Genomic DNA, 24097 nt, shown 5'->3' on the forward strand with positions numbered 1-24097 from the left:
TATCTTTCCTTTAGGAATCGCCGGAATTAGGCTTCCGTCGTTCGTAGTTCCTATATGGGGACACAGAAACCATTTTTCAAGGGGGATTCGTTATCAAAAGTAAATTTTTAATCCCTGCGTAATAGGCTGAACCGGAAAAAGAAAAACCGCAAGGGAACAAATCCCATGCGGTTTCGTAACTTCTTTTTGTGTTTCGGAAAAATGGCTTACTGCCAGCGCGCCTTCGCCTTTTCGTCGCTCTCACGCGCATCCACCCAGCGGCTGCCCGACGGAGTCTCTTCCTTCTTCCAGAAGGGAGCCTCAGTCTTCAGCCAGTCCATGATGTATTCGCACGCCTCGAACGCTTCGCCGCGGTGCGCGGACGTGACGAGGCAAAGCACAATCTGATCGCCTACCTCAAGACGCCCCACGCGGTGGATCACGACGATGTCATCAAGCTCCCAGCGGGCGCGGGCCTTATCCGCGATCGCGGTGATCGCGGATTCCGTCATTCCCGGATAGTGCTCGAGCGTCAGCGCGAAGATATCGTCCCCCTGGTTCCGGTTACGGACAACGCCCGTAAAGGCCACCATGGCGCCGGCTGAGCCTGAGCCCTTCCGCAGCTCCTCCATTTCGCGCGACACATCGAAATCCTCGTGCCGCACGATCACCTTCGTGATCCCCATAGGACTAGCCTCCGGTGACAGGCGGGAAGAAAGCGACTTCGTCGCCATCCTTGATCGCCGCGGTTTCGTCCGCCATCACCTGGTTCACGGAGAAGCGGATACGCTTCACACTTTCAAAGCCGCTCTTCCAGGGATCGCCCTGCCCCACGAGGTAATCGCGGAGCGCGCCGACCGTTTCGACTCCGGCGGGCACTTCAACCGTTTCAGAAGGACGGCCGACCGCGTCGCGGCAATAAGCGAAATAAAGCACCTTGACTTTCATTTGAGGATCCTCTTTTTTGTTGTATTAAAGGAGGGAGAGTTCCGGATCGATCTGAGGAACTGCTGGGCCGGGAGCTGCGACACTCCGCCTCAGGCGAGGAACTCTGCCAGTGGATAGTAGTCCACGAAATCCCCCTGCCGGATGTCCTTCCCGACAGGGACGTCCACGATGCCGTCCGCCTTAGCGCAGGAAGAAAGCACCTGGGAATTCTGGTTCGGGAGGATGCAGAGCCCTCCCTTGTCGTTACGGTACACGCGGATAAATTCCTCACGGTCACCGGCCTTCCAGTTGAAGTCCGCGCGGACCGCGATCGGACGGTGAAGGTCAGCGCGGCCGCCCTGACGGACGCGAAGGAACGGGCGCACCATCATGAGGGTTTCGACAAACACGGCAACCGGATTCCCCGGAAGACCGAGGAACGGAACGCCGGACACTTCGCCGAACGCGAATGGCTTTCCGGGTTTCACGGCAAGACGCCACATATCGATGTGGCCGAGCCGCTCCACCGCGGGCTTGATGTAATCCTCTTCGCCGACACTCATGCCGCCGGTCGTGACGATCACATCGGTCGAGCGCGCGGCCTTCTGGAACGCTTCCACCGTATCCTCGATCGAATCGCGGACCGAACCCACGTCGTTCACTTCGCAGCCGAGCGCATGGAGAAGCGCCCGCAGCTGATAACGGTTCGAGTTATAAATCGCGCCTTCGCGGAGCGGCTCGCCGGGACGCGCGAGTTCGCTGCCGGAGCAGAAGATCGAGACACGGAGGCGGCCGTAAACGCGGAGATACGCGCGGCCGGTCGACGCCGCGATACCGAGATTCGCGGGCGTAAGCTTATCGCCCGCGTGCAGAATCGTTTCGCCTGCCGGGAAGTCGCTTCCCGCAAGGCGGACGTTCGTTCCCGTCTTCACCGGAGCCTTGAAGATCACCGTGCCGTCCTCGTTCTTTTCAACGAGCTCCTGCTGCACGACGGAATCCGCTCCGGGCGGCACCTGAGCGCCCGTGAAAATGCGGGCAGCGGTGCCGGCTTCAAGCTGCGTGCCGACGGAACCCGCGGGGATCCGCTGCGACACAGGGAGCGTCACCGGGTGCTCGGGAGAGGCAGACGCGAGATCCGCCGCGCGGACCGCGTAGCCATCCATCTGGGAGTTATCCGCCGGCGGCACGTTCACCGGTGAAATGATGTCTTCCGCAAGCACCCGGCCCTCGGCGTAAAGCGTCGGAATGGTTTCAGTCCTTCCGATCGGGGTGACTTTGGAGAGCAGGTTCTGCAGCGCTTCACGGTAGGAAATCATTTCCCGGTTACTCCTTAACGTTATCTTTCTCTTTCATCCAGCTATCCCGCAGGCTCACGATGAAATCCGCGACCTGCCGGGGTTCGTTGAGGTTCAGCCACGGCATTCCGGGCGGAATTCCTTCCGGAGTGTCAGAGGCAACCGCAACAATATCACCTCTCTTCGTCCAGAGCGGGGCTTCTTTATGAGGCCCCCTCGAGACTTCGATACGGGGAAAGTCGCCGTCATCCTTGAATCCTTCGAGCAGCACGAAATCCACCGGCTTCATCGCGCGGAGAATATCCCCGAGCGGCTTTCGGCCTTCCGGCGTCTCCTCCATCAGCGCCCAGCGGTCAGGCGTCCTGAGGATCACCTGCTCGGCGCCCGACACCCGGTACCGGTACGTGTCCTTCCCGGGGGTATCGAGATCCACCTGATGATGCGCGTCTTTCACGCAGGAGACACTGTAGCCGAGCGAACGGAGACACTCAACCACCTTTTCGTTGAGGGTGGTCTTCCCGCTTCCGGAGTATCCCGTGATGCCGAAGAGAAACAATTTTGATTACTCCTTTGTATGACGGTCGATGAACTGCTTCACGTTCTCCGTTTCAGGATCCATCACTTCGCAGCGCTGCGGAAGGCTGAGAAGGTCGGCGCAGGAGGCGGGGATCGCAGGCACCGTACCCGTCGCTTCGATAATCGTCTTCGAGAACTTCGCGGCCTGAGCCGTCTCGAGACACAGGCACTTTACCCCCGGAAGACGCTTCTCGCGAGCCACCTTGAGGCCGTCCGCGGTATGCGGGTCGATCATGACGCCGAGCCGCTCCCAGGTGTCGCGGATCGTGGCAAGACGGTCCGCGTGGGTGCTCTTTCCGGCGGTGAAGCCTGAGGCGAGGACGCGCTCCCAGAGTTCCCCGGTGAGACGGAATTCACCCTCCGTCGCCATCACGTGCCAGAGGCGCTTCAGCACCTCAGGGTCGCGGCCGACGATATCGAAGATGAAGCGCTCAAAATTCGACGCGCGGCTGATATCCATTGAGGGCGAGGAAGTGACGTACGTATGCGCCGCGTCTCTCGGGTGATAGACACCGGTTTCAAAGAATTCGGTGAGCACATCGTTTTCGTTCGTCGCGACGATAAGGCTCGCGATCGGGAGTCCCATCTGCTTCGCGATCCAGCCAGCGAGGACGTCGCCGAAGTTGCCGGACGGGACGGCAAACGAAATCGCCTCGCCCTTTTCGGCCGCGGCAAGCCACCCCTTGAAGTAATAGACCACCTGAGCGGCAACGCGCGCCCAGTTGATGGAGTTCACGGTGCCGATTGAATGCGCGGACTTGAACGCGTGGTCGTTCGAGACCGCCTTCACGATGTCCTGCGCCTGATCGAACGTCCCGCGGACCGCGATATTGAAGATATTGGGGTCTTCAAGCGAATACATCTGGGCGCGCTGGAAGTCACTCATGCGGCCGTAAGGCGACAGCATAAAGACGCGGATCCCTTTCCGGCCCCGCATCGCGTATTCGGCTGCGGACCCGGTGTCGCCGGACGTCGCGCCGAGAATATTGAGAGTCTTCCCTTCACGCGCGAGGAGATGCTCGAAAAGCGCCCCGAGGTACTGCATCGCCATGTCTTTGAAAGCGAGCGTCGGGCCGTTCGAGAGTTCCAGAAGACCGATCCCGTCCTCAAGCCAGCGCACCGGCGTGATGTCCTTCGGATCATCCCCCTCACGCGCGTTGCAGTAGGTCTTCTCGGTATAGGTCGAGCGGCAGATTTCCTTCAGCGCCGCCTCATCGATCCCGCTCGCGAAAAGCCGCAGCACTTCAAAGGCGAGCTCCGCGTACGGGAGCTTCCGCCAGGATTCGAGCGTCTCGGCTGTCACCTGCGGGTAGCTTTCCGGCATGAAGAGGCCGCCGTCAGACGCGAGCCCCCGAAGCACGATTTCATCATAGGACGCCCCGGTCGATTCACCGCGGGTGGAGAGATAGCGGATATTGCTTGCCATGTTGTCCTCTTATTAATTCAGTTCTTCTTTGCGAAGGAGAACGATCTTGCCAGTCACGCAGTCAAGCGCCTCGATCCGGCGGATCGCTTCCTGAACGGCCGCTTCCCAGGCGGTGTGCGTCATCAGGACGATCGAGGTCGATCCCTGACCCGCGACCGCTTCCTTCTGAATGAGGGATTCGATACTGATCCCCATATCCGCGAAGACGCGGCTCACGTCGGCGAGCGTGCCGGGGCTGTCCGTCACGCCGATACGGAGGTAGTAGGAGCAGACCGTCTCGCCCATCGGGAGCACGTCGACGTTCTCAATCTTTCGCTTGTAGCCGAGCACCGGAACCTGGTGGTTGGAGGACACGCCGATCATGCGGACCACGTCCACGATATCCGCGATCATAGCGGAGGCGGTGGGTTCTGACCCCGCGCCCGGGCCGTAGTAAAGGGTGGAGCCCACGGCGTCGCCCTTCACTTCAACGGCGTTTGTCACGCCGCCCACGTGGGCGAGGAGCCGCCGCTCAGGAACGAGCGTCGGGTGGACGCGAAGCTCAATCCCGGTCCCGCGGCGCTTCGTGATGCCGAGAAGCTTCACGCGGTAGCCAAGCTGATCCGCGAACTCGATATCCACGTTCTGCAGATCGCGGATCCCTTCGATATAGGCCTTATCAAACGAAATCGGGCCGCCGAACGCGATCGAGGAAAGGATCGAAATCTTGTGCGCTGCGTCAATGCCATCGATATCGAACGAAGGATCGGCCTCCGCGTACCCCAGCTTCTGAGCCTTGGAGAGCGCCTCAGCAAACGAAATCTTTTCCTTCCGCATGCTGGTGAGGATGAAGTTTGAGGTGCCGTTGATGATGCCGACCACCGACTGAATGCGGTTCGCGACAAGCGACTCACGCATCGCCTTGATGATCGGGATGCCGCCAGCGACCGACGCCTCAAAGGCGACGATCACGCCCTTCTTCGCCGCGGCGTCAAAGATCTCGTCCCCGTGCTGCGCGAGAAGCGCCTTGTTCGCGGTGACGACGTGCTTCCCCGCGTCGATCGCGGCAAGAATAAAGGAGCGCGCGGGTTCGATTCCGCCCATCGCCTCGACCGCGATCGCGATCTCGGGATCCTCCACGATTTCATGCCAGTCAATGCCGAGCGACCCCACGAGCGGGACGAGGTCAGAACGGTTCTCGGGGTGACGGCACGTCACATACTTCACTTCGATCCTGGCGCCGGCTCGCGCGCTGATCTGCTCCTGATTGCGGTTAAGCACCCGGCAGACACCGCCGCCGACGGTTCCTGCGCCGGCCAGACCGATTTTCACTGAATCCATGAGTTAAAGCTCCCTGCTTATTTTGAGAGTAACGCCATCCGCCCGTTATTCACCGCGATCCGATAGGGTGACCGCGCCCGAGCGCTGCTTATTTTTTTCTGCAGCGGCAATTTGAAAATCGTACCAAATATCAAGACCTATAGAAAATCAGAGGGCGGGCTCCGGATCCCGGATATGCGATTTTTTGCGGGAGTTCACACAGCTGTCAATTCGCCGCGTTATATTGGTCAGTGATACAGACACGCAAATATGAGGAAAACTATGCCTCTGCCGGCTTCCCCGAAAGTTCCGGGCGACATGCTCGCCGACTATCAGAGTGAAAATGACCTGCCGCTGAAGACTCCGCCGAAAGCGGAAACCCCGGCCGCAGAAAAGCAGCCGAAGAGGCGCCGCCGCGGGAAGGCCCCCGCCGAGGCGCTCGAAATGGCAGCGCCCGCCGCCGCGGTCACAGAGAAGAAACCCGCCCGCCGTAAGAAGGCGGCCGGGAAAGCAGCCGTCCGGGCCGCCCGCAAGGCTGAAACCGCCGCGGCTCCGAAGGTTCAGCCGCCGATCACGCTGGGCACTCCTTCTGAAACGAAGCTCCCGTCGCTTCGCCGCGGCCGCGCGCTGCCGGACCCGAAGATGCCCCGTATGTTCGCGCTCGACACGAATGTGCTCCTCCACGATCCGACCTGCCTCTTCCGGTTTGAGGAGCATGACGTCTTCATTCCGCTCACCGCGCTTGAGGAACTTGACCGCCATAAGACCGGCATGAGCGATATCGCGCGTAACGCGCGCCAGGTTTCCCGCACAATCGATCAGCTGATGGAAGCGGCCGGGAACCCCGATCTCTCAGAAGGCCTTCCGCTTTCCGCCCTCGGAAACCGCGAGGCGAAGGGAAAGCTCTACTTCCAGACCGGACGCCTGAATGTCGAACTCCCGCTCCCCTCGGATCTGAAGACCGGGTCCGGCGACAACGCGATTCTCTCTTCGGTGCTTGGCATCACCTCGGTCCTCAAGGACCACGTCGTGATCCTCGTCTCGAAAGACATCAATATGAGGATCAAGGCCGCGACGATCGGTCTCCCCGCTGAAGACTATTTCAACGATAAGACAATCGACGACTCGGACCTCCTCTATAGCGGCAAACTCTCGCTCCCCGGGAACTTCTGGGAAACGCACGCGAAGGGGATGAAATCCTGGCAGAAGGACGGCTTCACCTGGTACCGGGTGAAGGGGCCGCTCGTTCCCCAGATGCTCGTGAACGAATTCGTGTATTCGGAAAGCGCCCAAGGGGGCTTTGAAGGCATTGTGAGCTCGGTCGACCGCGATGAAGCGGTGTTCCGGTCACTCAAGAACTACACGACCCCGAAGAATAACGTCTGGGGCATCACCGCGAGGAACAGCGAACAGAACTTCGCGCTGAACCTCCTCATGAACCCCGAGATTGACTTCGTATCGCTCCTCGGTCAGGCCGGCACCGGCAAAACGCTCCTCACGCTTGCCGCGGCTCTCACGCAGACGCTTGATGAACGCCGGTACTCGGAAATCATCTTCACCCGCGCGACGGTCTCGGTAGGTGAAGAGATCGGTTTCCTCCCCGGCACAGAAGAAGAGAAGATGGTGCCCTGGATGGGGGCTCTGGAAGATAACCTCGAAGTGCTGAACCACACCGATGCCTCCTCCGGCACCTGGGGGCACGACACGGCGCAGGACATCATCCGCTCCCGGATCCGCGTGAAGTCGATGAGCTTCATGCGCGGCCGCACGTTCCTCAACCGCTTCCTCATTATCGATGAGGCGCAGAACCTGTCGCCGAAGCAGATGAAGACTCTTATCACGCGAGCCGGCCCCGGCACGAAGATCGTCTGCATGGGGAACATCGCGCAGATCGATACGCCGTACCTCACGGAGGGGAGCTCGGGCCTCACCTACGTCGTCGATAAATTCAAGGGCTGGGCGCACGCGGGTCACATCACGCTGCAGCGCGGTGAACGGAGCCGCCTCGCGGACTTCGCGTCCTCGGTCCTCTGACCCCCTGCTCTCACCCATAAAAAATCCCGGATCCAAAAAAAGATCCGGGATTTTTTGTCCCTGCTGCCGTTTCGTTACGGCTGCGGTGCCGCGGGCTGTGCGGCAGGAGCCGCGGGAGTCGGAGCGGGCTTAGGTGACGAGGCTGCGTCCGGGTTCTTCATCTGCGACGCGGTTACCTGCGGGAAGTCATTAGACGGCGCGGGAGCGGCAGGAGCGGCGTCTGACGGTGCGGCGTCCACAGCGGGAGACGAAGCGTCGTCAGAACTCTTCGACCGCTGGCCCTGCGGCACTTCCACGATCCGGCCTCGCTCAGAAGGCTGTCCCGGGTGGCCTTCAAGGGGCGCTGCCCCATTCGGCGCCTGAGGAACCACGGCGGCAGCGGAGGCAGCCGCGCTTGAACCCCCGAAGAAACTCGTGATGCCGGAGTTCGTCACGATCGAGAAAAGGACAATACCCACCATGATGAACGCGAGCGCGATCTTCACGCCGATCCCGACTGCCATCCCTATCCAGGTGGCGAGACCCACGGTTCCCGCCTTCAGCATGTCGCGGCCCGCCATGATTTCACCGATCACCGCTCCGATCAGCGGGAAGAAGACAATGCCCCAGATCCCGGTAACCAGCCCCACCACGGTGCCGATCACAGCGCCCCAGAGGCCGGCGCGGCTCGCGCCCGCCCGCTTCGCGCCGAGAATCTGCGCGAGGATATCGATGCCGATACCGACCGCGGCGAGCAGCGCGAGAATCACGACCGCCGTCACCGAGATCAGCTCATAGCCGCTCGCCCAGCCGATCAGCCAGCTGCCGGCAAAAATGATCGGCAATCCCGGAATCGCGGGGATCACGGTTCCGGCGAGACCCACAGCGATAAGGGCGAGAGCCCCGAGATACAGTAGGTATTCCATGTCTTCCTATCCTTAGGCAGGTTCCTGCATGTCGTCCGGCACATAGCCTTCAGGCACCTCTGCCCGGTTTTCGAACGACGTGTACTTCCCGTTGAACGTAAGCTTCACGGTCCCCACAGGGCCGTTACGCTGCTTGCCGATGATCACTTCGGCGAGCGTCGGATCGGATTCCTTGTTGTAAACCCAATCGCGATAAATAAACATGATGACGTCAGCGTCCTGTTCGATAGCGCCCGACTCGCGAAGGTCGGACATCACAGGGCGCTTGTCAGGGCGGCCGTCAACCGAACGGTTGAGCTGGGAGAGCGCGATCACGGGAACGCGGAGTTCCTTTGCGAGGCTCTTCAGGCCGCGGGAAATTTCAGAAATCTCGGTTGCGCGGTTTTCTTCGCGGCGGCTGTAGCTGCCGCCCATCAGCTGCAGGTAGTCGACCACGATGAGGCCGAGCTGTCCGGTCTGCGCCATGAGGCGCCGGGCGCGGCTTCGGAGCGAGGTGACGCTGAGCGCCGGCGTGTCATCGATATAAAGCGGTGCCTTTTCCATATCGGCGACCGCGGTCGTGAACCGATCCCAGTCGCCATCCTCATCGAGGCGGCCCTTGCGGACCTTCTGCGCGTCGAGGCGCCCATGCGAGCAGATGAGTCGCATCGCGAGCTGCTCGCCGCTCATTTCCATGGAGAACACGGCAACCGGCCAGCTGTTATCGCCCGCCATCGCAACATGCTCCGCGATATTCAGCGCGAGCGCGGTCTTACCCATCGAGGGGCGGCCGGCGATGATGATGAGATCGCCAGGCTGCATGCCGGACGTCAGCTGATCGAGGTACCGATAACCGGTCGAGACGCCGGTGACATCGTTCGCTGACTTCGTGCGGTAGCGCTCCGCGACGATATCTGAGACGTTCGCCGCGAGTTTATTGAGTCTCACGAAGCCTTTGTTCCCGCGGTCCGCGCTTTCATTGATCTGGAGAACCAGTTTCTCCGCGTCATCAATGATGTCCTTCGTCTCGCGGCCTTCAGGAGCGAGAGCGGACGCGGCGATCGTATCCGCGGCGGACACGAGCTGCCGCAGCATCGAGCAGTCGCGGACGATTTCCGCGTACGTGCGGATGTTCCCGGCGCCAAGCGAATTGCTTGTCAGCGCGTTGAGGTACGGGCGGCCGCCCGCGGCATCCGCCCGCCCCGAGCGCTCGAGCTCGTTATAGACCGTGATCACGTCCGCGGGCTCACCCCGGAGGTGCAGCGCCGCGATGGCGTCAAAAATCACGCGGTGGTCGGCCCGGTAGAAATCCTCAGCCGTAATAATGTCGGAGATCTGGTCAAACGCCTGGGTATTCAGCATCAGACCGCCGAGAATCGTCTGTTCACTCTCGACAGAATGCGGCGGAACACGGACAGAATTCGCAGGAAGATCAGAACTGGAAAAAGGATCAGGCATCAGATTGCGCTCCATAGAGGCCGGAAAGGAGCAAGCGGGCCCCATGATGCAAAACGCCCTCTGAAACACTTTTCAGAAAGGCGAAAGCGGGTTAAATAATAACAGTAAAGCAGGAAGGGGAAAAAAATAGGCCTCCTTTCGGAAGCCTATTTTTTTCTCCGACAGAATCCCCTTGCGGAGGCTCTGTCAGGAGTCGGACGTTCCGGAGATTACTCTTCGGCGACGACCTGAACCGTGATGTCAGCGGTGATGTCGGAGAGCAGAGCGATCGTGATCGGGTACTCGCCAACAGCCTTGATCATGCCGAGCGGCGTGCGGACCTGGCTCTTCTTGATCGTGAAGCCAAGCTTATCCACGGCTTCAGCGATGTCGGAGTTGGTCACGGAACCGAACAGACGGCCGTCAACACCAGCCTTGGAGGCGATGGTAACGGTGGCGCCATTCAGCTTTTCCTGGAGAGCCTGGGCATTGGCCAGACGCTCAGCCTGAGCCTTCTCAAGGTCAGCGCGACGGGTTTCGAACTCGGCGATAGCGGCCTTGGTGGCGCGCTTGGCGTGACCCTGGGGGATCAGGAAGTTGCGGCCGTAGCCGTCCTTGACCTTGACCACATCGCCCAGATTGCCGAGGTGATGAATGTTTTCAAGCAGAATAACTTGCATGTCGATATCTCCCCGGGATTACTGATTGTCGGTGTAGGGAAGGAGGGCGAGGAAGCGGGCACGCTTGATCGCGGTATCGAGCTGGCGCTGGTAGATCGCCTTCGTGCCGGTCAGACGGGCGGGCATGATCTTGCCATTTTCCTGGATGAAATCGCGCAGCGTGTCGATATCCTTGTAATCGATCTGCTCAACGTGAGCAGCGGTAAAGCGGCAGAACTTCTTCCGCTTGAAGAGGGCATTGCCCTGGGAGGGACGGCGGTTGCCGGTACGACCCTTGGAACCAAAAGCCATTTTGAACTCCTAACTGAATTCCGTTATGTAAACAATGAGGCGCTGCGTGCGGCTCGAGCGAGGGGTGATGTACCCTTTGAGGGTTATCCTCGCGGGAAGCGGAAGCTGATAGAGCTTTGCCGCTACCTCTCCGTATGCGACCACCAGGGTTTCGAAATTGAGGCGGCGCATGCCGCCTGCTTCCCGGACTTCGCCTGAGTGGTGAAGAATGCCTTCAAAAACCTGCAGTCCGGACGGTGTGAATCTCGGCTCTTCGGAGCGGATGATTTCGCCGTCAAGGACCAGCTCATTCATGTCTGGCAGTCCTCTTTAAAGCGCCTCTAGCCGAATTACTCGGCGTCCTGAACGTCGGATTCCTCGTCTTCAGCTTCGTCGGAAGCGTCATCAGACTTGTGGGAAGCCTTGCTGTTCGCGCGAGCGGCCACGGCAGCCTTCTTGGCCTCTTCCTTCTCGACAACCTTCATCATCGGGGAGGGAGCGGTTTCGGCGTGCTTCGTCTTCACCACGAGGTGGCGCAGAATGGCGTCGTTGAAACGGAAATTGTTTTCGATGTCGGCGAGCGTGGCGTCAGAGCACTCCACGTTCAGGAGAACATAATGAGCCTTGACCAGCTTCTGGATCGGGTAGGCGAGCTGACGACGGCCCCAATCCTCGATACGTTCAATCTTTCCACCCTGTTCGAGAACAAGGTTCTTGTAGCGTTCGATCATCGCCGGAACCTGTTCAGACTGATCAGGATGCACGATGATGCAGATTTCGTAATGACGCATTGATCCTCCTTGCGGAAAAAACCGCCCAGGGCGTCTCCCGGTGCGGCAAGGACTAACGAGAAAACGGTTATCTTACTCTAAAAATTAAAATTTTGCACGCGAGGGATTATCCACCCGGGCGGCCTTTTCACCGACCCGCTGACGGACAGACTCAAAGAGGCAGACACCGGCGGCAACTGACACGTTGAGAGACTCAACCGACCCCATCATCGGAATCGCGGCGAGCGCGTCGCACCGTTTGCGCGTGAGCTGACGGAGGCCTTCGCCCTCAGCGCCAAGCACCCAGGCAAAAGCGCGCTTCTGATCGAAGTCATAGATCGAGCGGTCGGTCTCACCCGCCGTTCCGACCACCATGACACCCGCGTCACGCAGCTCCGCGATGGCGGAGGCGAGATTCACGACATACACCACCGGAACCGATTCCTCGGCACCTGCGGCGGCCTTCGCCGCGGCCGGCGTCACGTGGGACGAGCGGTTCAGCGGCGCGATCACGGCCTGCACCCCGGCGGCATCCGCCACACGGAGACAGGCGCCGAAGTTCCGGGGATCCGTCACGCCGTCCAGAATGAGGAGCAGCGTCTTATCGGTGATGGAATCGAGAAGCTCATCAAAGGAGAGCGTCTTCTCGAGCACACTGCCCACCGCGACGATCCCCTGATGCTGCACACCGTGCCCCGCGATGCGGTCCAGACGCTCCGCGTCCGCGCCCACCGGGCGGATGCCGGCGGCCTTCAGCTTTTCGCACATTTCGTGCATGCGGCGGTCATGCCGGCTGCGGTCCACATAGACTTCGTCAATCGACTCCGGGTTCAGTCTGAGCCGCGCCGTCACGGCGTGAAAACCCGCGAGGACCGCTTTTTTATTACCAGCCATTCAATCTTTTCCTTTAGATATCAATTCTTTTTCTTGCAATCCGTTCAGAGTCTCGGTTCGCCTTTCCAGCGCCTCGGCCCTTTCCGTCTCTGCACATCGCGGCGCTCAAAATCAATCCGCCGCAGATCAACGTCGACGCCTGCCACCTGCACTTCAAGCGGCGTTCCGAGACGGATCACTTCGCCTGATGCACTGCCTTCAAGGAGGCAGTCGTCGCTGTTATAGAAGTAGTAGTCCCAGCCGAGGTTCGAGACCCGGATGAAGCCTTCAACAAAGAGATCATCAAGCGTCACATAGACGCCGTTCGGCGTGACGCCGGTGACCTTTCCAGAGAACCCGCGGCCGATGAAGTCCTTCATGTACATGCACTTCAGCCACGCGGTGACGTCGTAACTCGCTTCGTCAGCGCGGCGCTCCGCGGCGGAACACATCTTGCCAAGCGTTTCCCAGGCGGCATGCTGAGCCGTAGGACGCGCGTACGGTGTCGCTTCAGGCTTCGGCGCTTCTTTCTTCTTCCCCTTCTGCTTCAGAGAGAATTCGGAATTGAGAAGGTCAGAAGGCGACACCGCGACTTCGGGCTTATAGCGGCGGCGGGAGAGAATACCACGGATCGTCCGGTGCACGAGCAGATCGGGGTAGCGTCTGATGGGGGAGGTGAAATGGGTGTACGCCGGATACGCGAGACCGAAGTGGCCGTGAAGTTCCGGTGAATATACGGCGCGCTGCATGCTTCGGAGCAGCGCGGTCTGAACCGCCTCTTCGTTCGGCGTCCCGCGCACTTTCGCCATCACGGCTTCGTAGTCCGCGGGTTTCGGGGAGGACCCGCCGCCCATCTTGAGACCGAATCCTGAGAGCGTCGTGCGGAGCAGCTCAAGGCGCTCTTCGGACGGCCCTTCATGAATTCGGAAGAGACACTCCGTCTTCTTCCGGACAATAAAGTCCGCGGCGCAGGTATTCGCGACCAGCATCGCCTCTTCAATCAGGCGGTGCGCGTCATTATGTTCACGCGGCAGAATCGCGGTGATGCGGCCGGTTTCGTCTGTCTGAATATAGGTTTCGCGGGTTTCAAAATTAATGGCGCCGCGCTTCTTTCTTGCCTCTGCGAGCACCTTATAAAGCGAATAGAGATTTTCGACGTCCGGATAGACCTCATGAATCTCGTCCCGTGCTCCTTCCTTATCCTGGAGCGCGTTCCACACCTGGGTATAGGTCAGGCGGGCGTGCGAATTAATGAGACCGGGATAGAACTGATAGGCCGTCACTTCACCCTTCGCGTCAATCAGCGCGTCGCACACCATTGTGCAGCGGTCGACCTTCGGGTTCAGCGAGCAGAGACCGTTTGAAAGCTCCTCAGGAAGCATCGGAATCACGCGGCGCGGGAAGTAGACTGAAGTCAGCCGTTCCTGCGCGCTGCGGTCGAGGGCTGTGCCAGGCTTCACGTACCAGGACACATCCGCGATAGCGACAAGCAGCCGGTAACCGCCAGACACAAGAGGCGCGCACCAGACCGCGTCATCGAAGTCCCTCGCGTCCTCGCCGTCAATCGTGACAAAGGCAATATCGCGGAGGTCGACACGCTTTCCGGCATCCTTCTTCAGCACATGATCCGGGAGCGCCCGGGCTTCTGTCAGCACATCAGGCGCGAAGATGGACGGAAGCCCAAAGCGGCGGGCCGCCATTTCAATCTCAACCGACGCGTCGCTCGCGGACCCGAGAATTTCCTCGACCTGAGCGCGGGCCGGTTCTTCAAGCGTCGGCTGCGTCGTGATCGCGGCGACTACACCCTGCCCCGCGAGCGCTGAGGCACCTGAAAGCCTGATCTGCACATGGACCCGCGGGTCCGATGGATCGAGCCAGAAATCTGTCCCCTGCTTCCGGACCACGCCGACCACCTTCCAGGTGTTGTGTTCCGTCACTTCTTTGAGAGAGACAAGGTTCCGTCCCTTGCTGTCAAACCCGAGTCGCGCGACTCTCACCCGGTCGCCGGGGAACACCGCGTCCCCCTGCCCCTGGGAGAAGACGTAGGAAACCCCTTCGTCTCCGGTTCCCGTATCCGGGTCAAAAAACACCATGCCGGACCGGGTGCCGGATACCGTGCCCTCAAGCCACGCGGAGCCGTGGGAAAGCGAAATCTTTCCTTCGTCATCCGCCACCGCCGTGCCGTCATCAATCAGGCGCTCCAGCGCCGACAGCACCTCATTCTTCGTCCGGCTGCGGGACCGGTCGTGCACCAGCGCGTAAAGCTCATCAAAGGCGAGCGGCGTTCCCGCCCGGCCGAGAACCGACTCGAGCTCGGAAGCGGCGGTTCCCGTCAGAAATGCGGTCAGACCGCCATCATCAACCCTGGTCCTGGGCCTTCTGGACGAGGTTCCTGTATTTTTCCGGATTTTTTTTCTTCTATCTATTGACAAAATTATTCTCTTCAGCGATAATTACATCCTCGTTTGTGAGGATGTGCCCGGGTGGCGAAATTGGTAGACGCACTAGCTTCAGGTGCTAGCGCCTTCACCGGCGTGCTGGTTCGAGTCCAGTCCCGGGCACCAATCATACTGGAAAACATATGATTGTGCGGTGAACCTCAGAAACGAAAGCCATTAAAGCCTTTTCGCGATTGCGGAGAGGCTTTTTTGTTACCCGCAGAAAACGCAGCTCAATCAGCCAGTTCCCGCTTTCATCATACGCCGGGGATACGTTCTCCCCGCCGTACAGTCAAAAGCCGCATCTCCGGTAAGGAAATGCGGCTTTTTCTAAGTTCTCAGCAGAATGGCGAACTTCTGCTGTTCTCTTTTACGAGATTAGAACTTGTGGACGAGGCCGAAACCAGCCTGAGCGGCGCTGGCCTTGCGGTCCTTGGCGTTGCGGTCCTTGGCGTTGGACTTTTCCTGAGCGTAGCCGGCAGCAGCGTAGACGCTGGTGCGCTTGCTGAACGCATAGGCGTAGCCGAGAGCGGCGTTCCAACGCTTGAACTTGGCGTCGCTGTTGTCAACGTTCTTGGCATCACGATAGCCAACCGTGCCGAGCACCGTGCCGCCGAAAGCCGGAACGGCCGTCGACAGTTCAACACCCCAGCCTTCAACGCCAACAGTCTTGGAGTCGGAGAGCAGGCTGAAGGAATCAGTGGCGGAAGCCTGGTTATCGAAGTAGGTGGCCTTGGCAAAGACCTTGGCAACGCCGAAGTCGTAGTTGCCGCCGAGGATCACGCTGTAACCGTTATCCAGATTCTTGTAGGTCGCGTTGCTGTTGCTGTACAGGGTGTAGTCGCCGGCGAGAACGACGGCAGCCTTACCAGCCTTGTAGCGCAGACCAGCAGCAGCGTAGCGATCGGCAAAGCTCGTGTTTTCACGGGTAGTCGTATCCTTCTTGGAGTCAGCCTTGAAGGAGTACATGGCGGCAGCCTGCAGACCAGAGAAGGCCGGGGTCTGATAGGCGAGTACGTTGTCATAACGGCCGTAGGCAGTGCCAGTGGAGCCAGCCTGGCTGCCGACAATACCGAAGCCGGACGGGAAGGCAGACACATCACCAAGGTAACCGAGCGTGCCGTTATCGGAATTAACGGAACCAAGGCGACCAGCATACAGAGTACCGTAGGCACCGGAGACGTTCACCTGAGCTTCACGGCCAAACAGGCGGCCGTCCTGACCGGAAGCGCCGTCGTCAGAGTTGAAGCCGGATTCGAGCACAAAACCAACCTTGGCATTGCCAATGTCTTCCGTGCCAGTCAGACCCCAGCGGTTGCCCGTGGAGAAACCGGACGTCATTTCAACCGTGTTGGTAGAGGACGTATCGTTATCAAGATTCTTGTGGGTATAGGCGAGGCCCGTATCCACGCGGCCATACAGCGTGACAGACGGAGCCGCGAAAGCGGAAGCGGCGAAAGTGCCAAGCAGAGCGGCGGCGACGAGAGACTTCTTCATGAAAAATTCTCCAGTGTGAATTTTCTTGGATTAATGGCAAATCGTTATGTGATCTGCCTTGAGAGAAATATTGCAAATAGGCAGTTTCAAAGTCAATGAGCCTTCAGGGGAAGACTATACCGTTTACAAAAATTTATTATTTATTTTTAAATAGTTATAAAACAAAACACAGAGGGGGTAATACCTCAACAAAGTGTTGTATTCTTGCAACAGCCCCCTGTTTTCCGTACAAAAAAGCAATTTTAATCAGACATTTCCAACCTAACCCTCAACAAAAAACCGCATCCCTTACGGAATGCGGTTTTTCCTTTCAAGTTCTCAGCAGAATGGCGAACTTCTGCCGATCTCTTCTACGAGATTAGAACTTGTGGACGAGGCCGAAACCAGCCTGAGCAGCATTGGCCTTACGATCGAGGTTGTTAGCCTTTTCCTGAGCGTAGCCGGCAGCAGCGTAGACGCTGGTGCGCTTGCTGAACGCATAGGAGTAACCAACAGCGGCGTTCCAACGCTTGAACTTGTTGGAGCTGTTATCCACGTCCTTGGCGTCACGATAACCGACGGTACCGAGGAAGGCGCCGCCGAAAGCCGGAACAGCCGTCGACAGTTCAACACCCCAGCCTTCAACACCAGCAGCGTTCGAATCCTTGATCAGATCGAAGGAGTCAAGGGCGGAAGCCTGGTTGTCGAAATAGGTGGCCTTGGCGAAGACCTTGGCAACACCGAAGTCGTAGTTGCCGCCGAGGATCACGCTGTAGCCGTTATCCAGACCAGCATGGGTGCTGTTGCTGTACAGGGTGTAGTCGCCAGCGAGAACGACAGCAGCCTTGCCAGCCTTGTAGCGCAGGCCAGCAGCGGCGTAGCGATCGGCAAAGCTTGAATTCTCACGGGAGGTCTTATCCGTCTGAGAATTTGCCTTGAAGGAGTACATGGCAGCAGCCTGCAGGCCACCAAACGTCGGGGTCTGATAAGCGAGGGCGTTGTCGTAACGGGCATAAGCCGAACCAGTGGAGCCCTTCTGCGTGCCAACGACACCGAAGCCGTTCGGGAAGGCGGACACATCGGTCAGGTAGCCGATAGAGCCGGATTCAGAAGCGATGGAGGCGAAGCGGCCAGCGTACAGAGTACCGTAGGCACCGGAGACGTTCACCTGAGCTTCACGGCCGAAGAGGCGGCTTTCCTTGTCGGAAGAGACACCGTCATCGGAGTTGAAGCCGGATTCGAGAACGAAGCCAACCTTGGCGTTGCCGATATCTTCCGTGCCCTTCAGGCCCCAGCGGTTGCCGGTGGAGAAGCCGGATTCCATCGAAACCGTGTCGGTGGAATCAACACCAGCCTTATCCTTATCCAAGTGGGTATAAGCAAGGCTCGTATCGAGGCGGCCGTACAGCGTGACGGACGGAGCAGCGAAAGCGGATGCCGCGAAAGTGCCAAGCAGAGCAGCGGCAATGAGAGACTTCTTCATGAAATTTTCTCCAGTAGTTTGAATGTGTGTATTGCTAACTACAGTTTTAAGGGCTTTTGGAGTCACCCCAAATGCATGATGCAAAAATATTTCCTCACCAGTCATAAGGGTAAACCCTTTATTATTGGTATAAAACTTAAATTTTTTATTTATTTTCAATAATTAAGACAATATTACAACTATTTTTCGTATTCCTTTAATTCCACATTTTGTGTTGTTTTTATGCAACAAACAAACAGAAAACGGCTTTAGGCGAACACCACCGAAATAAAAAAACGATATCTGATAAAGAGTTACAAAGTGAAACAAGACTGTTATTGACTTGTACAAAAATTCAGGAGCAACTATTAAACGCTTTACTTTTGTGATCCATATTTCAGAAATTCCTCCTGTCGCCCTCTTTCTCCTGTCATGTCGATGCCGCCTTCCTTAAAACGACAAAACCGCATCCCTCACGGGATGCGGTTTTTCAGTTCTCAGCAGAATGGCGAACTTCTGCCGGTCTCTTTTAAGAGATCAGAACTTGTGGACGAGGCCGAAACCGACCTGGGCACCGCTCGCCTTGCGGTCGAGAGCATTCGCCTTTTCCTGAGCGTAGCCAGCGAGACCGTAGACGTTGGTGCGCTTGCTGAAGGCATAGGTGTAACCGACAGCCGCGTTCCAGCGCTTGAACTTGTAGGAGCCGTCATCGACGTCCTTGGCATCACGATAGCCGACTGCAGCAAGGAAGTTGCCGCCGAAGGCCGGAACATTTGTGCCGAGTTCAGCGCCCCAGCCCTTCAGAGCCTCAGCCTTCTTCAGATCGCGGGAATCGCTGATCAGGTCGAAGGAGTCGAGAACGTTCACCTGGTTATCAAAGTAGGTGACCTTCGCGAAAGCCTTCGCGACACCGAAGTCGTAGTTGCCGCCGAGGACGAAGCTGTACCCGTTATCAACGCTGCCATAATCCTTAGCGTCATTGCCGTACATCGTCATGTCGCCGGTGAGGACAACAGCGGCCTTGCCAGCCTTGTAGCGCAGGCCAGCGGCGAGGTAGCGGTCAGCATCGCCGGAATTCTCACGGGCATCAGCAACGTTCGAGTCGGAGGCCTTGGTGTCGCCCTTGAAGGAATACATGATGGCACCCTGCAGGCCGCCGAACGTCGGGGTCTGATAAGCCAGGGTGTTGTCATAGCGGCCATAAGCCGTGCCGGTGGAGCCCTGCTGGTTGCCGACGAAACCGTAGGCAGACGGGAAGGCGGACACATCGCCGAGATAGCCGAGCGAGCCGTTATCGGACGCGATAGAGCCAAGGCGGCCAGCATACAGGGTACCGTAGGCACTGGAGATGTTCACCTGAGCTTCACGGCCGAAGAGGCGGTTATTCTGTCCGGACGTGCCGTCATCAGAATTGAAGCCGGATTCGAGGACGAAGCCAACCTTCGCGTTGCCGATGTCTTCAGAACCCTTCAGACCCCAGCGGGAGCCGGTGGTCACACCGGAATCCATGGAGAACGTGTCGGTGGAACCGGCAGTGTTATCCAGATTCTTGTGGGTGTAGACAAGACCCGTATCAATGCGGCCGTACAGCGTGACGGACGGTTCAGCAAAAGCAGAAGCCGTGAAAGCGCCGAGAAGGGCGAGAGCAAGTAGAGATTTCTTCATTATGTGTGACTCCAAAAAATATATCTGAAGGGAAATGCATCTGAGTGAATCTCCCCTCTGACTTCATGATGCGGCCGGAAAAAAAGGAGTCTTATGGTACAAACCCTGATTGTAAAACACTACGAAAAATAACTTTTTGAAGGAATTCAGATTGCTGGCTAAGTGTATGTAACTAGGTGATACATTTGTGTAAATTGTAGCCGTTGCCAAAAAGCAACAGATTTCCCTCAGATACACATTTAATTACAGTCACCGGCCTTTCCTTTACAGGGTGAGAGACCTGAAAAAAAGAAATCCCCGCCTCATTTCTGAAGCAGGGATTCTGTACAGAAGCCATCGGCCGCCGCCTCAGGAAAGAAGCAGCGGAAGATGAATTTCCGCAGTGTCAGGCGGGATTACTTGCCGGCGATCGCGCGCTTCTCACGGAGCCGCTCGATACCGAGATCGTCATAAGCCTCGAACGGCTGGTGGATCCAGGGGTTCCCTTCGAGGTAAGAGACGAAATAATCCGGCTGGAAGATGGAGCGTTCCTTCCACCAGAGCACAGCGATACGGATCTCGGTGATTTCCGGAAAGTCGCTCTTCAGGTGCTTCACCACCTTTTCAAGCGTGATGCCGGAGTCCACCATGTCATCGACCAGAAGGACCTTTCCCTTCAGAGCCTCGGTGCCGGTGATGCAGCTGCTGATATTCAGCTCGCCCTGCACCGTGCCGGACATCGCGCGGTAAGAGCTCGTCGACAGCACGGAGAGCGGCTTCGAGTAGACGCGCGAGAAAATATCCCCGGGGCGCATGCCGCCGCGAGCGAGACAAAGGAGAGAATCAAATTTCCAGCCGCTGTCCGCAACCTTGAGGACGAGCTGTTCATTCAGGTCGATGTAATCCTGCCAAGATACAAAGAGATCCGCCATGGCTTTTCAAATCCAACAAAAAAAGGAAGGCAGCGCTGCGTTTTTTACTGCAGTGCCGCCTGTGTGATGCTTATAGGCTGTCGGTCTGATCCGCTTGCCCGCGGATCAGACTTTCCCCTGTTTATGGGGCTCAGGCTTCAAACGGATCGCTGAGCAGAATGGTCTGTTCACGATCCGGACCAGTGGACACTGCCGCGATCGGGCAGCCAGCCACTTCAGAAAGGCGCTTCAGATAGCTGCGCGCCGCAGCGGGGAGTTTATCCCATTCTTTGATGCCATAGGTACTGGTCTTCCAGCCGGGGAAGTCTTCATAGATCACTTCGCAGCCCGCGACCTCTTCCGCGCCGTAAGGCATCACTTCGAGTTCAACGCCGTCCTTCTTGTAGCCAACGCCCAGACGCACGACATCGCACTCATCGAGCACGTCGAGCTTCATCACGGCAAGACCGGTCAGACCGTTGATCTCGACCGCACGGCGGAGCGCCGCGCCGTCGAACCAGCCGCAGCGGCGCGGACGGCCCGTCACGGCACCGAATTCACCGCCGCGCTGACGGATGCGTTCACCCTCTTCATCGAGGAGCTCGGTCGGGAAGGGACCCGCGCCGACACGCGTGCAGTAAGCCTTGGTGATGCCGAGGACGTAGTTGAGGTGATGGGGGCCGACACCCGCGCCAGCCGTGGCGTAACCCGCGACGGTGTTGGAGGACGTGACAAACGGATAGGTGCCGTGGTCGATATCGAGCATCGAACCCTGGGCGCCTTCGAAGAGGAACTGCTTGCCTTCGGCCATCAGCTTATTCAGCGTATGGGAGACGTCCATCACGCGCGGCTTCAGACGATCCGCGAAGCCCAGCACCTCGTCGATCACCTTCTGCGGGTCGAGGGCCTCAGCGTGGAGGAAATGCGTCAGTTCGAAGTTGTGGTACTCGAGAGCCGTGCGGACGCGCTCTTCGAAGAACGGGACGTTGTAGAGGTCAGCGACGCGCACCGTACGGCGGGCCACCTTGTCTTCGTAGGCCGGACCGATGCCGCGGCCGGTCGTGCCGATCTTCTTCTTGCCGAGGTTATTTTCACGGGCATGGTCAAGAGCCACGTGGTACGGCATCAGAAGCGCGCAATTGCCGGACACGTGGAGGCGGGACTCCGCGTCCATTCCGTGTTCCTTCAGCTGATCGAGTTCGGAGAAAAAGGCGGACGGCGAAAAGACAACACCGTTGCCGAGGTAGCACTGCATCGTCGGATGCATGACGCCGGACGGAATGAGGCGAAGCACGGTCTTGTTGCCGTTCACGACGATCGTATGGCCGGCGTTGTTGCCCCCGTTGAAGCGCACGACGCCGTCGACCTTGGAGGTGAGCCAGTCGACGATCTTGCCCTTGCCTTCGTCACCCCACTGGGCGCCGACGACCACTACATTTTTTGCCATCTTTTTCTCCTAAATGGACTTGGCGGAGACAGGAACCACCTGCCACTCACCCTTTTCGAAAACAATACGCTCCGTTACCTGGAAGCTCTCAGCGAGCCCGGCAGGGTCTTCTCCCGGCAGCAGCTGCACGACGATTCTGCCGGCATGACGGAGTTTGCGCACGAGACTCTCAAGCTTCGGATCTTCTGACGCCGGGGGCGCAATGACCGCGAAGGGAAGTTCGGGCGTTCTGAGCACAGCAAGCTCACGTAGATAGAGTGTAAATCCAACTGCCGGTCTAAAGCGTCCGAACGCTAATCCAATTCCGTCATAGCGGCCGCCCCGGAGGAGCGGTTCGGGCAGATCTTCAACAAGACCGGCAAAGGAAATACCCGTGTAGTAATCAAATCCTGTCACCGAGGCACCGTCAATCGTGACGTCGTCGGCTCCGCAGCGCTCCGCGATCCACCGAAGCTCATCCACGGCCTTCTCGGCGTCCGGGTTCCCCTTGCAGAGCGCGAGAACGCGGTCCAGCGCGTCGTCGCCGCCATAAATGAGGCAGAGTCCGGAGAGCGCTTCAACGGTCTTCGCGGAGAGGGGCGCCGCGGCAACAGCGAGTCCCGCCGGATCCTTATCGGAAAGCGCCGCGACAACGGCGTCCTGGATCGCGGGGGTAAGCGCCGGGTCCGATTTCAGGATGGAACGCACAATCCCGGTGTGGCCGATTGCGAGATGTACGCGCCGGATACCGACTTCGCGCTGCATATCCACGGCGAGCCGCACCATTTCAAGATCGGCCTCCCGCCCTGTCGCACCGAACATTTCGGCGCCGGCCACATACGGCTGACGCGTAGCGAGCGGGTGACGAGGCCGAGCGTGGAGCACCGACCCCGCGTAGCAAAGCCGTGTGATCCCGGTGCGGTTCAGAATGTGGGCATCGATACGCGCCACCTGAGGCGTGATATCGGCGCGGAACCCGGCCTGACGGCCGCTCGCCTCATCGACAAACTTGATCGTCGTGCGATCGAGCCGGTTGCCGGTACCGGTGAGAAGAGAATCCAGGAACTCGAACATGGGCGGACGGATAGCTTCAAATCCGTGAGACCTCATCACTTCGAGGGTGCGCGTACGCAGGGTTTCAAGTTCCCGCGTCTGCCGGGGCAGCATGTCGGCAATATGATCCGGTAATACCCAGTTCGTCATTTGGAAAAAATCCTATCAAAGCGAAGCAATATCGGTTTGCAGCAGCCAGATAACCGCGAGGCCGCAAAGCACGCCGACGATCCCAAGCTTCTGGATCGCTGAGTCAGGCACCTGCTGCAGAAGCGACAGTGCCCGCTTCCAGCGGCGGGGCGAGATCATCGGCATCAGGCTTTCGAAAATCATCATGAACCCGAAGGCGACCAGAAGCTCCTTCAGTCCCATCATGGCTTTGTGCCTCCAGGAAGTCCCCGGAAGTCGGGCATCGGGGCGAGCTTTTCACCAGGCTTCTCTTCAGAACGGGCCTTTTCAAGCGCCGAGGAGAAATCCCGGATTCCAGTCACACGGTCTATTTTCTGATAATTCGCGTTCGCCGCGGCATCGGCTTCAGACTTCATCTGAGCGGCGCGGCTGAGCGCCGCGGAAAGCGTCTGACGGGCCTTCGCGTCGGCCGCGGCGCGGATCTCTGACGCGCTCTCCTCGACGAGGCGGCCCGAGGCCTGCACCTGGCCATTCAGAATCTTCGCAGTGGCGTCAAGGGCCGAAGCCTGGCTCTTCGCGTTGAGGCGCACTTCAGCGACTCGCACGGATTCAATCCGCACGCCGCGCTTCAGGAATTCAGGCGCCACTTTCGCCATCACCTGGGACGAGATCCAGACGCCGCCCCGCGTGATGAGAGACGCGTCATTCAGCCCGGCGGTTTCGCCGGCTGACGCGGTCTGCACGGCCTGCGTGATTTCGCGCGCCGTCTGATCGCCGCTTCCCTTGAATTCCTTCCACCAGACTTCAGGCTTCACGACACGCCACACCACATCGTAGCCAAGCGTCGGAATGCTGCCTTCACCCTTCGGCTCAAGCGCCGACACCTGAAGCGACTGCCCGCGGCAGTCAATCATCGCGGTCCGCTCAATGGGGTCCGGGAGTTTCACATGAAGCCCAGGCTCCGTCACCTCAGCAGACACGGATTTGTTCCATCCAAGCACGAGCGCCGCCCTTCCCTCTTCAACCGTGAAGAAGGAAAGTCTCGCGGCGAGAATCGCTGCCAGGGCGATCACAAAGGCTGCTATCAATTTCTTCATGATCATCGTCT

23 protein-coding genes and 1 tRNA gene are annotated in these 24097 nt (G+C 58.8%); 2 read left to right on the forward strand and 22 right to left on the reverse strand.

Translation table 11 applies throughout. The features are described 5' to 3' along the window. Positions 1-206: 206 nt before the first annotated feature. From moaE to M4NBBH2_RS01370, 6 genes are all read right to left on the reverse strand, one after another. The gene (gene moaE / locus M4NBBH2_RS01345; protein ID WP_022444148.1) at positions 207-665 is read right to left on the reverse strand and encodes a molybdopterin synthase catalytic subunit MoaE; all 459 of its coding nucleotides are present in this window, start codon (positions 663-665) and stop codon (positions 207-209) included. A 4-nt stretch (positions 666-669) separates the two neighbouring features. Then, complete coding sequence (moaD, locus tag M4NBBH2_RS01350; RefSeq protein WP_116269404.1) at positions 670-927, reverse strand: molybdopterin converting factor subunit 1; 258 nt, start codon at positions 925-927, stop codon at positions 670-672. Between the two features lie 89 nt (positions 928-1016). Then, positions 1017-2222 (reverse strand): molybdopterin molybdotransferase MoeA, encoded by a 1206-nt coding sequence (locus M4NBBH2_RS01355; RefSeq protein ID WP_116269405.1) that lies wholly within the window; start codon positions 2220-2222, stop codon positions 1017-1019. A gap of 7 nt (positions 2223-2229) precedes the next feature. Further along, entirely contained in the window at positions 2230-2757 is a 528-nt protein-coding gene (mobB, locus tag M4NBBH2_RS01360) for a molybdopterin-guanine dinucleotide biosynthesis protein B (RefSeq protein ID WP_116269406.1), read from the reverse strand. A 6-nt stretch (positions 2758-2763) separates the two neighbouring features. Beyond that, on the reverse strand, positions 2764-4191 hold the full coding sequence (thrC, locus tag M4NBBH2_RS01365) for a threonine synthase (protein WP_116270557.1): 1428 nt from the start codon (positions 4189-4191) through the stop codon (positions 2764-2766). A gap of 24 nt (positions 4192-4215) precedes the next feature. Then, a complete protein-coding gene (locus tag M4NBBH2_RS01370; protein WP_116269407.1) occupies positions 4216-5523 on the reverse strand; it encodes a homoserine dehydrogenase in 1308 nt (435 codons plus the stop codon). Between the two features lie 261 nt (positions 5524-5784). Here M4NBBH2_RS01370 and M4NBBH2_RS01375 point away from each other — a divergent pair, with 261 nt between their 5' ends. Beyond that, positions 5785-7536, forward strand: coding sequence for a PhoH family protein (locus M4NBBH2_RS01375; protein WP_116269408.1), 1752 nt, complete (start codon positions 5785-5787; stop codon positions 7534-7536). 74 nt (positions 7537-7610) lie between these two features. Here the strand turns inward: M4NBBH2_RS01375 and M4NBBH2_RS01380 are convergent, their stop codons facing one another. The 8 genes from M4NBBH2_RS01380 to M4NBBH2_RS01415 form a co-directional block, all read right to left on the reverse strand. Next, positions 7611-8441 carry a DUF456 domain-containing protein gene (locus M4NBBH2_RS01380; protein ID WP_116269409.1) on the reverse strand — a complete coding sequence of 277 codons (831 nt, stop codon included), beginning with the start codon at positions 8439-8441 and terminating at the stop codon, positions 7611-7613. 12 nt (positions 8442-8453) lie between these two features. Further along, entirely contained in the window at positions 8454-9878 is a 1425-nt protein-coding gene (gene dnaB / locus M4NBBH2_RS01385) for a replicative DNA helicase (RefSeq protein WP_116269410.1), read from the reverse strand. 209 nt (positions 9879-10087) lie between these two features. Beyond that, on the reverse strand, positions 10088-10537 hold the full coding sequence (rplI, locus tag M4NBBH2_RS01390; protein ID WP_022443134.1) for a 50S ribosomal protein L9: 450 nt from the start codon (positions 10535-10537) through the stop codon (positions 10088-10090). An 18-nt stretch (positions 10538-10555) separates the two neighbouring features. Beyond that, the gene (gene rpsR / locus M4NBBH2_RS01395; protein WP_049687287.1) at positions 10556-10828 is read right to left on the reverse strand and encodes a 30S ribosomal protein S18; all 273 of its coding nucleotides are present in this window, start codon (positions 10826-10828) and stop codon (positions 10556-10558) included. Between the two features lie 9 nt (positions 10829-10837). Next, entirely contained in the window at positions 10838-11122 is a 285-nt protein-coding gene (locus tag M4NBBH2_RS01400) for a single stranded DNA-binding domain-containing protein (protein WP_116269411.1), read from the reverse strand. 35 nt (positions 11123-11157) lie between these two features. After that, the gene (rpsF, locus tag M4NBBH2_RS01405) at positions 11158-11598 is read right to left on the reverse strand and encodes a 30S ribosomal protein S6 (protein WP_116269412.1); all 441 of its coding nucleotides are present in this window, start codon (positions 11596-11598) and stop codon (positions 11158-11160) included. A gap of 84 nt (positions 11599-11682) precedes the next feature. Continuing rightward, positions 11683-12471 carry a 23S rRNA (guanosine(2251)-2'-O)-methyltransferase RlmB gene (rlmB, locus tag M4NBBH2_RS01410; protein WP_116269413.1) on the reverse strand — a complete coding sequence of 263 codons (789 nt, stop codon included), beginning with the start codon at positions 12469-12471 and terminating at the stop codon, positions 11683-11685. A 44-nt stretch (positions 12472-12515) separates the two neighbouring features. Beyond that, a complete protein-coding gene (locus tag M4NBBH2_RS01415; RefSeq protein WP_116269414.1) occupies positions 12516-14882 on the reverse strand; it encodes a ribonuclease R family protein in 2367 nt (788 codons plus the stop codon). A 45-nt stretch (positions 14883-14927) separates the two neighbouring features. Here M4NBBH2_RS01415 and M4NBBH2_RS01420 point away from each other — a divergent pair. Continuing rightward, positions 14928-15014 (forward strand) — tRNA-Leu (locus tag M4NBBH2_RS01420). 252 nt (positions 15015-15266) lie between these two features. On the opposite strand, the gene M4NBBH2_RS01425 is transcribed toward M4NBBH2_RS01420, so the two are convergent. The 8 genes from M4NBBH2_RS01425 to M4NBBH2_RS01460 form a co-directional block, all read right to left on the reverse strand. Next, positions 15267-16385, reverse strand: coding sequence for a porin (locus M4NBBH2_RS01425; RefSeq protein WP_116269415.1), 1119 nt, complete (start codon positions 16383-16385; stop codon positions 15267-15269). Positions 16386-16743: 358 nt separating this feature from the next. Further along, entirely contained in the window at positions 16744-17847 is a 1104-nt protein-coding gene (locus tag M4NBBH2_RS01430; protein WP_170135094.1) for a porin, read from the reverse strand. Between the two features lie 516 nt (positions 17848-18363). Then, complete coding sequence (locus M4NBBH2_RS01435; protein WP_116269417.1) at positions 18364-19491, reverse strand: porin; 1128 nt, start codon at positions 19489-19491, stop codon at positions 18364-18366. A 395-nt stretch (positions 19492-19886) separates the two neighbouring features. Further along, a complete protein-coding gene (locus M4NBBH2_RS01440) occupies positions 19887-20402 on the reverse strand; it encodes a phosphoribosyltransferase (RefSeq protein WP_116269418.1) in 516 nt (171 codons plus the stop codon). 130 nt (positions 20403-20532) lie between these two features. Then, complete coding sequence (locus tag M4NBBH2_RS01445) at positions 20533-21828, reverse strand: adenylosuccinate synthase (RefSeq protein ID WP_116269419.1); 1296 nt, start codon at positions 21826-21828, stop codon at positions 20533-20535. Positions 21829-21837: 9 nt separating this feature from the next. Then, positions 21838-23010, reverse strand: a complete 1173-nt coding sequence (locus M4NBBH2_RS01450) for an ATP phosphoribosyltransferase regulatory subunit (RefSeq protein WP_116269420.1) — start codon at positions 23008-23010, stop codon at positions 21838-21840. A gap of 15 nt (positions 23011-23025) precedes the next feature. Further along, positions 23026-23235 carry a DUF2065 domain-containing protein gene (locus M4NBBH2_RS01455; protein WP_022444156.1) on the reverse strand — a complete coding sequence of 70 codons (210 nt, stop codon included), beginning with the start codon at positions 23233-23235 and terminating at the stop codon, positions 23026-23028. Further along, positions 23232-24086, reverse strand: a complete 855-nt coding sequence (locus M4NBBH2_RS01460; protein WP_022444157.1) for an SPFH domain-containing protein — start codon at positions 24084-24086, stop codon at positions 23232-23234. The genes M4NBBH2_RS01455 and M4NBBH2_RS01460 overlap by 4 nt, the downstream gene beginning before the upstream one ends. Between the last annotated feature and the right edge of the window lie 11 nt (positions 24087-24097).

It is taken from the genome of Mesosutterella multiformis (assembly GCF_003402575.1).
GTDB lineage: Bacteria > Pseudomonadota > Gammaproteobacteria > Burkholderiales > Burkholderiaceae_F > Mesosutterella > Mesosutterella multiformis.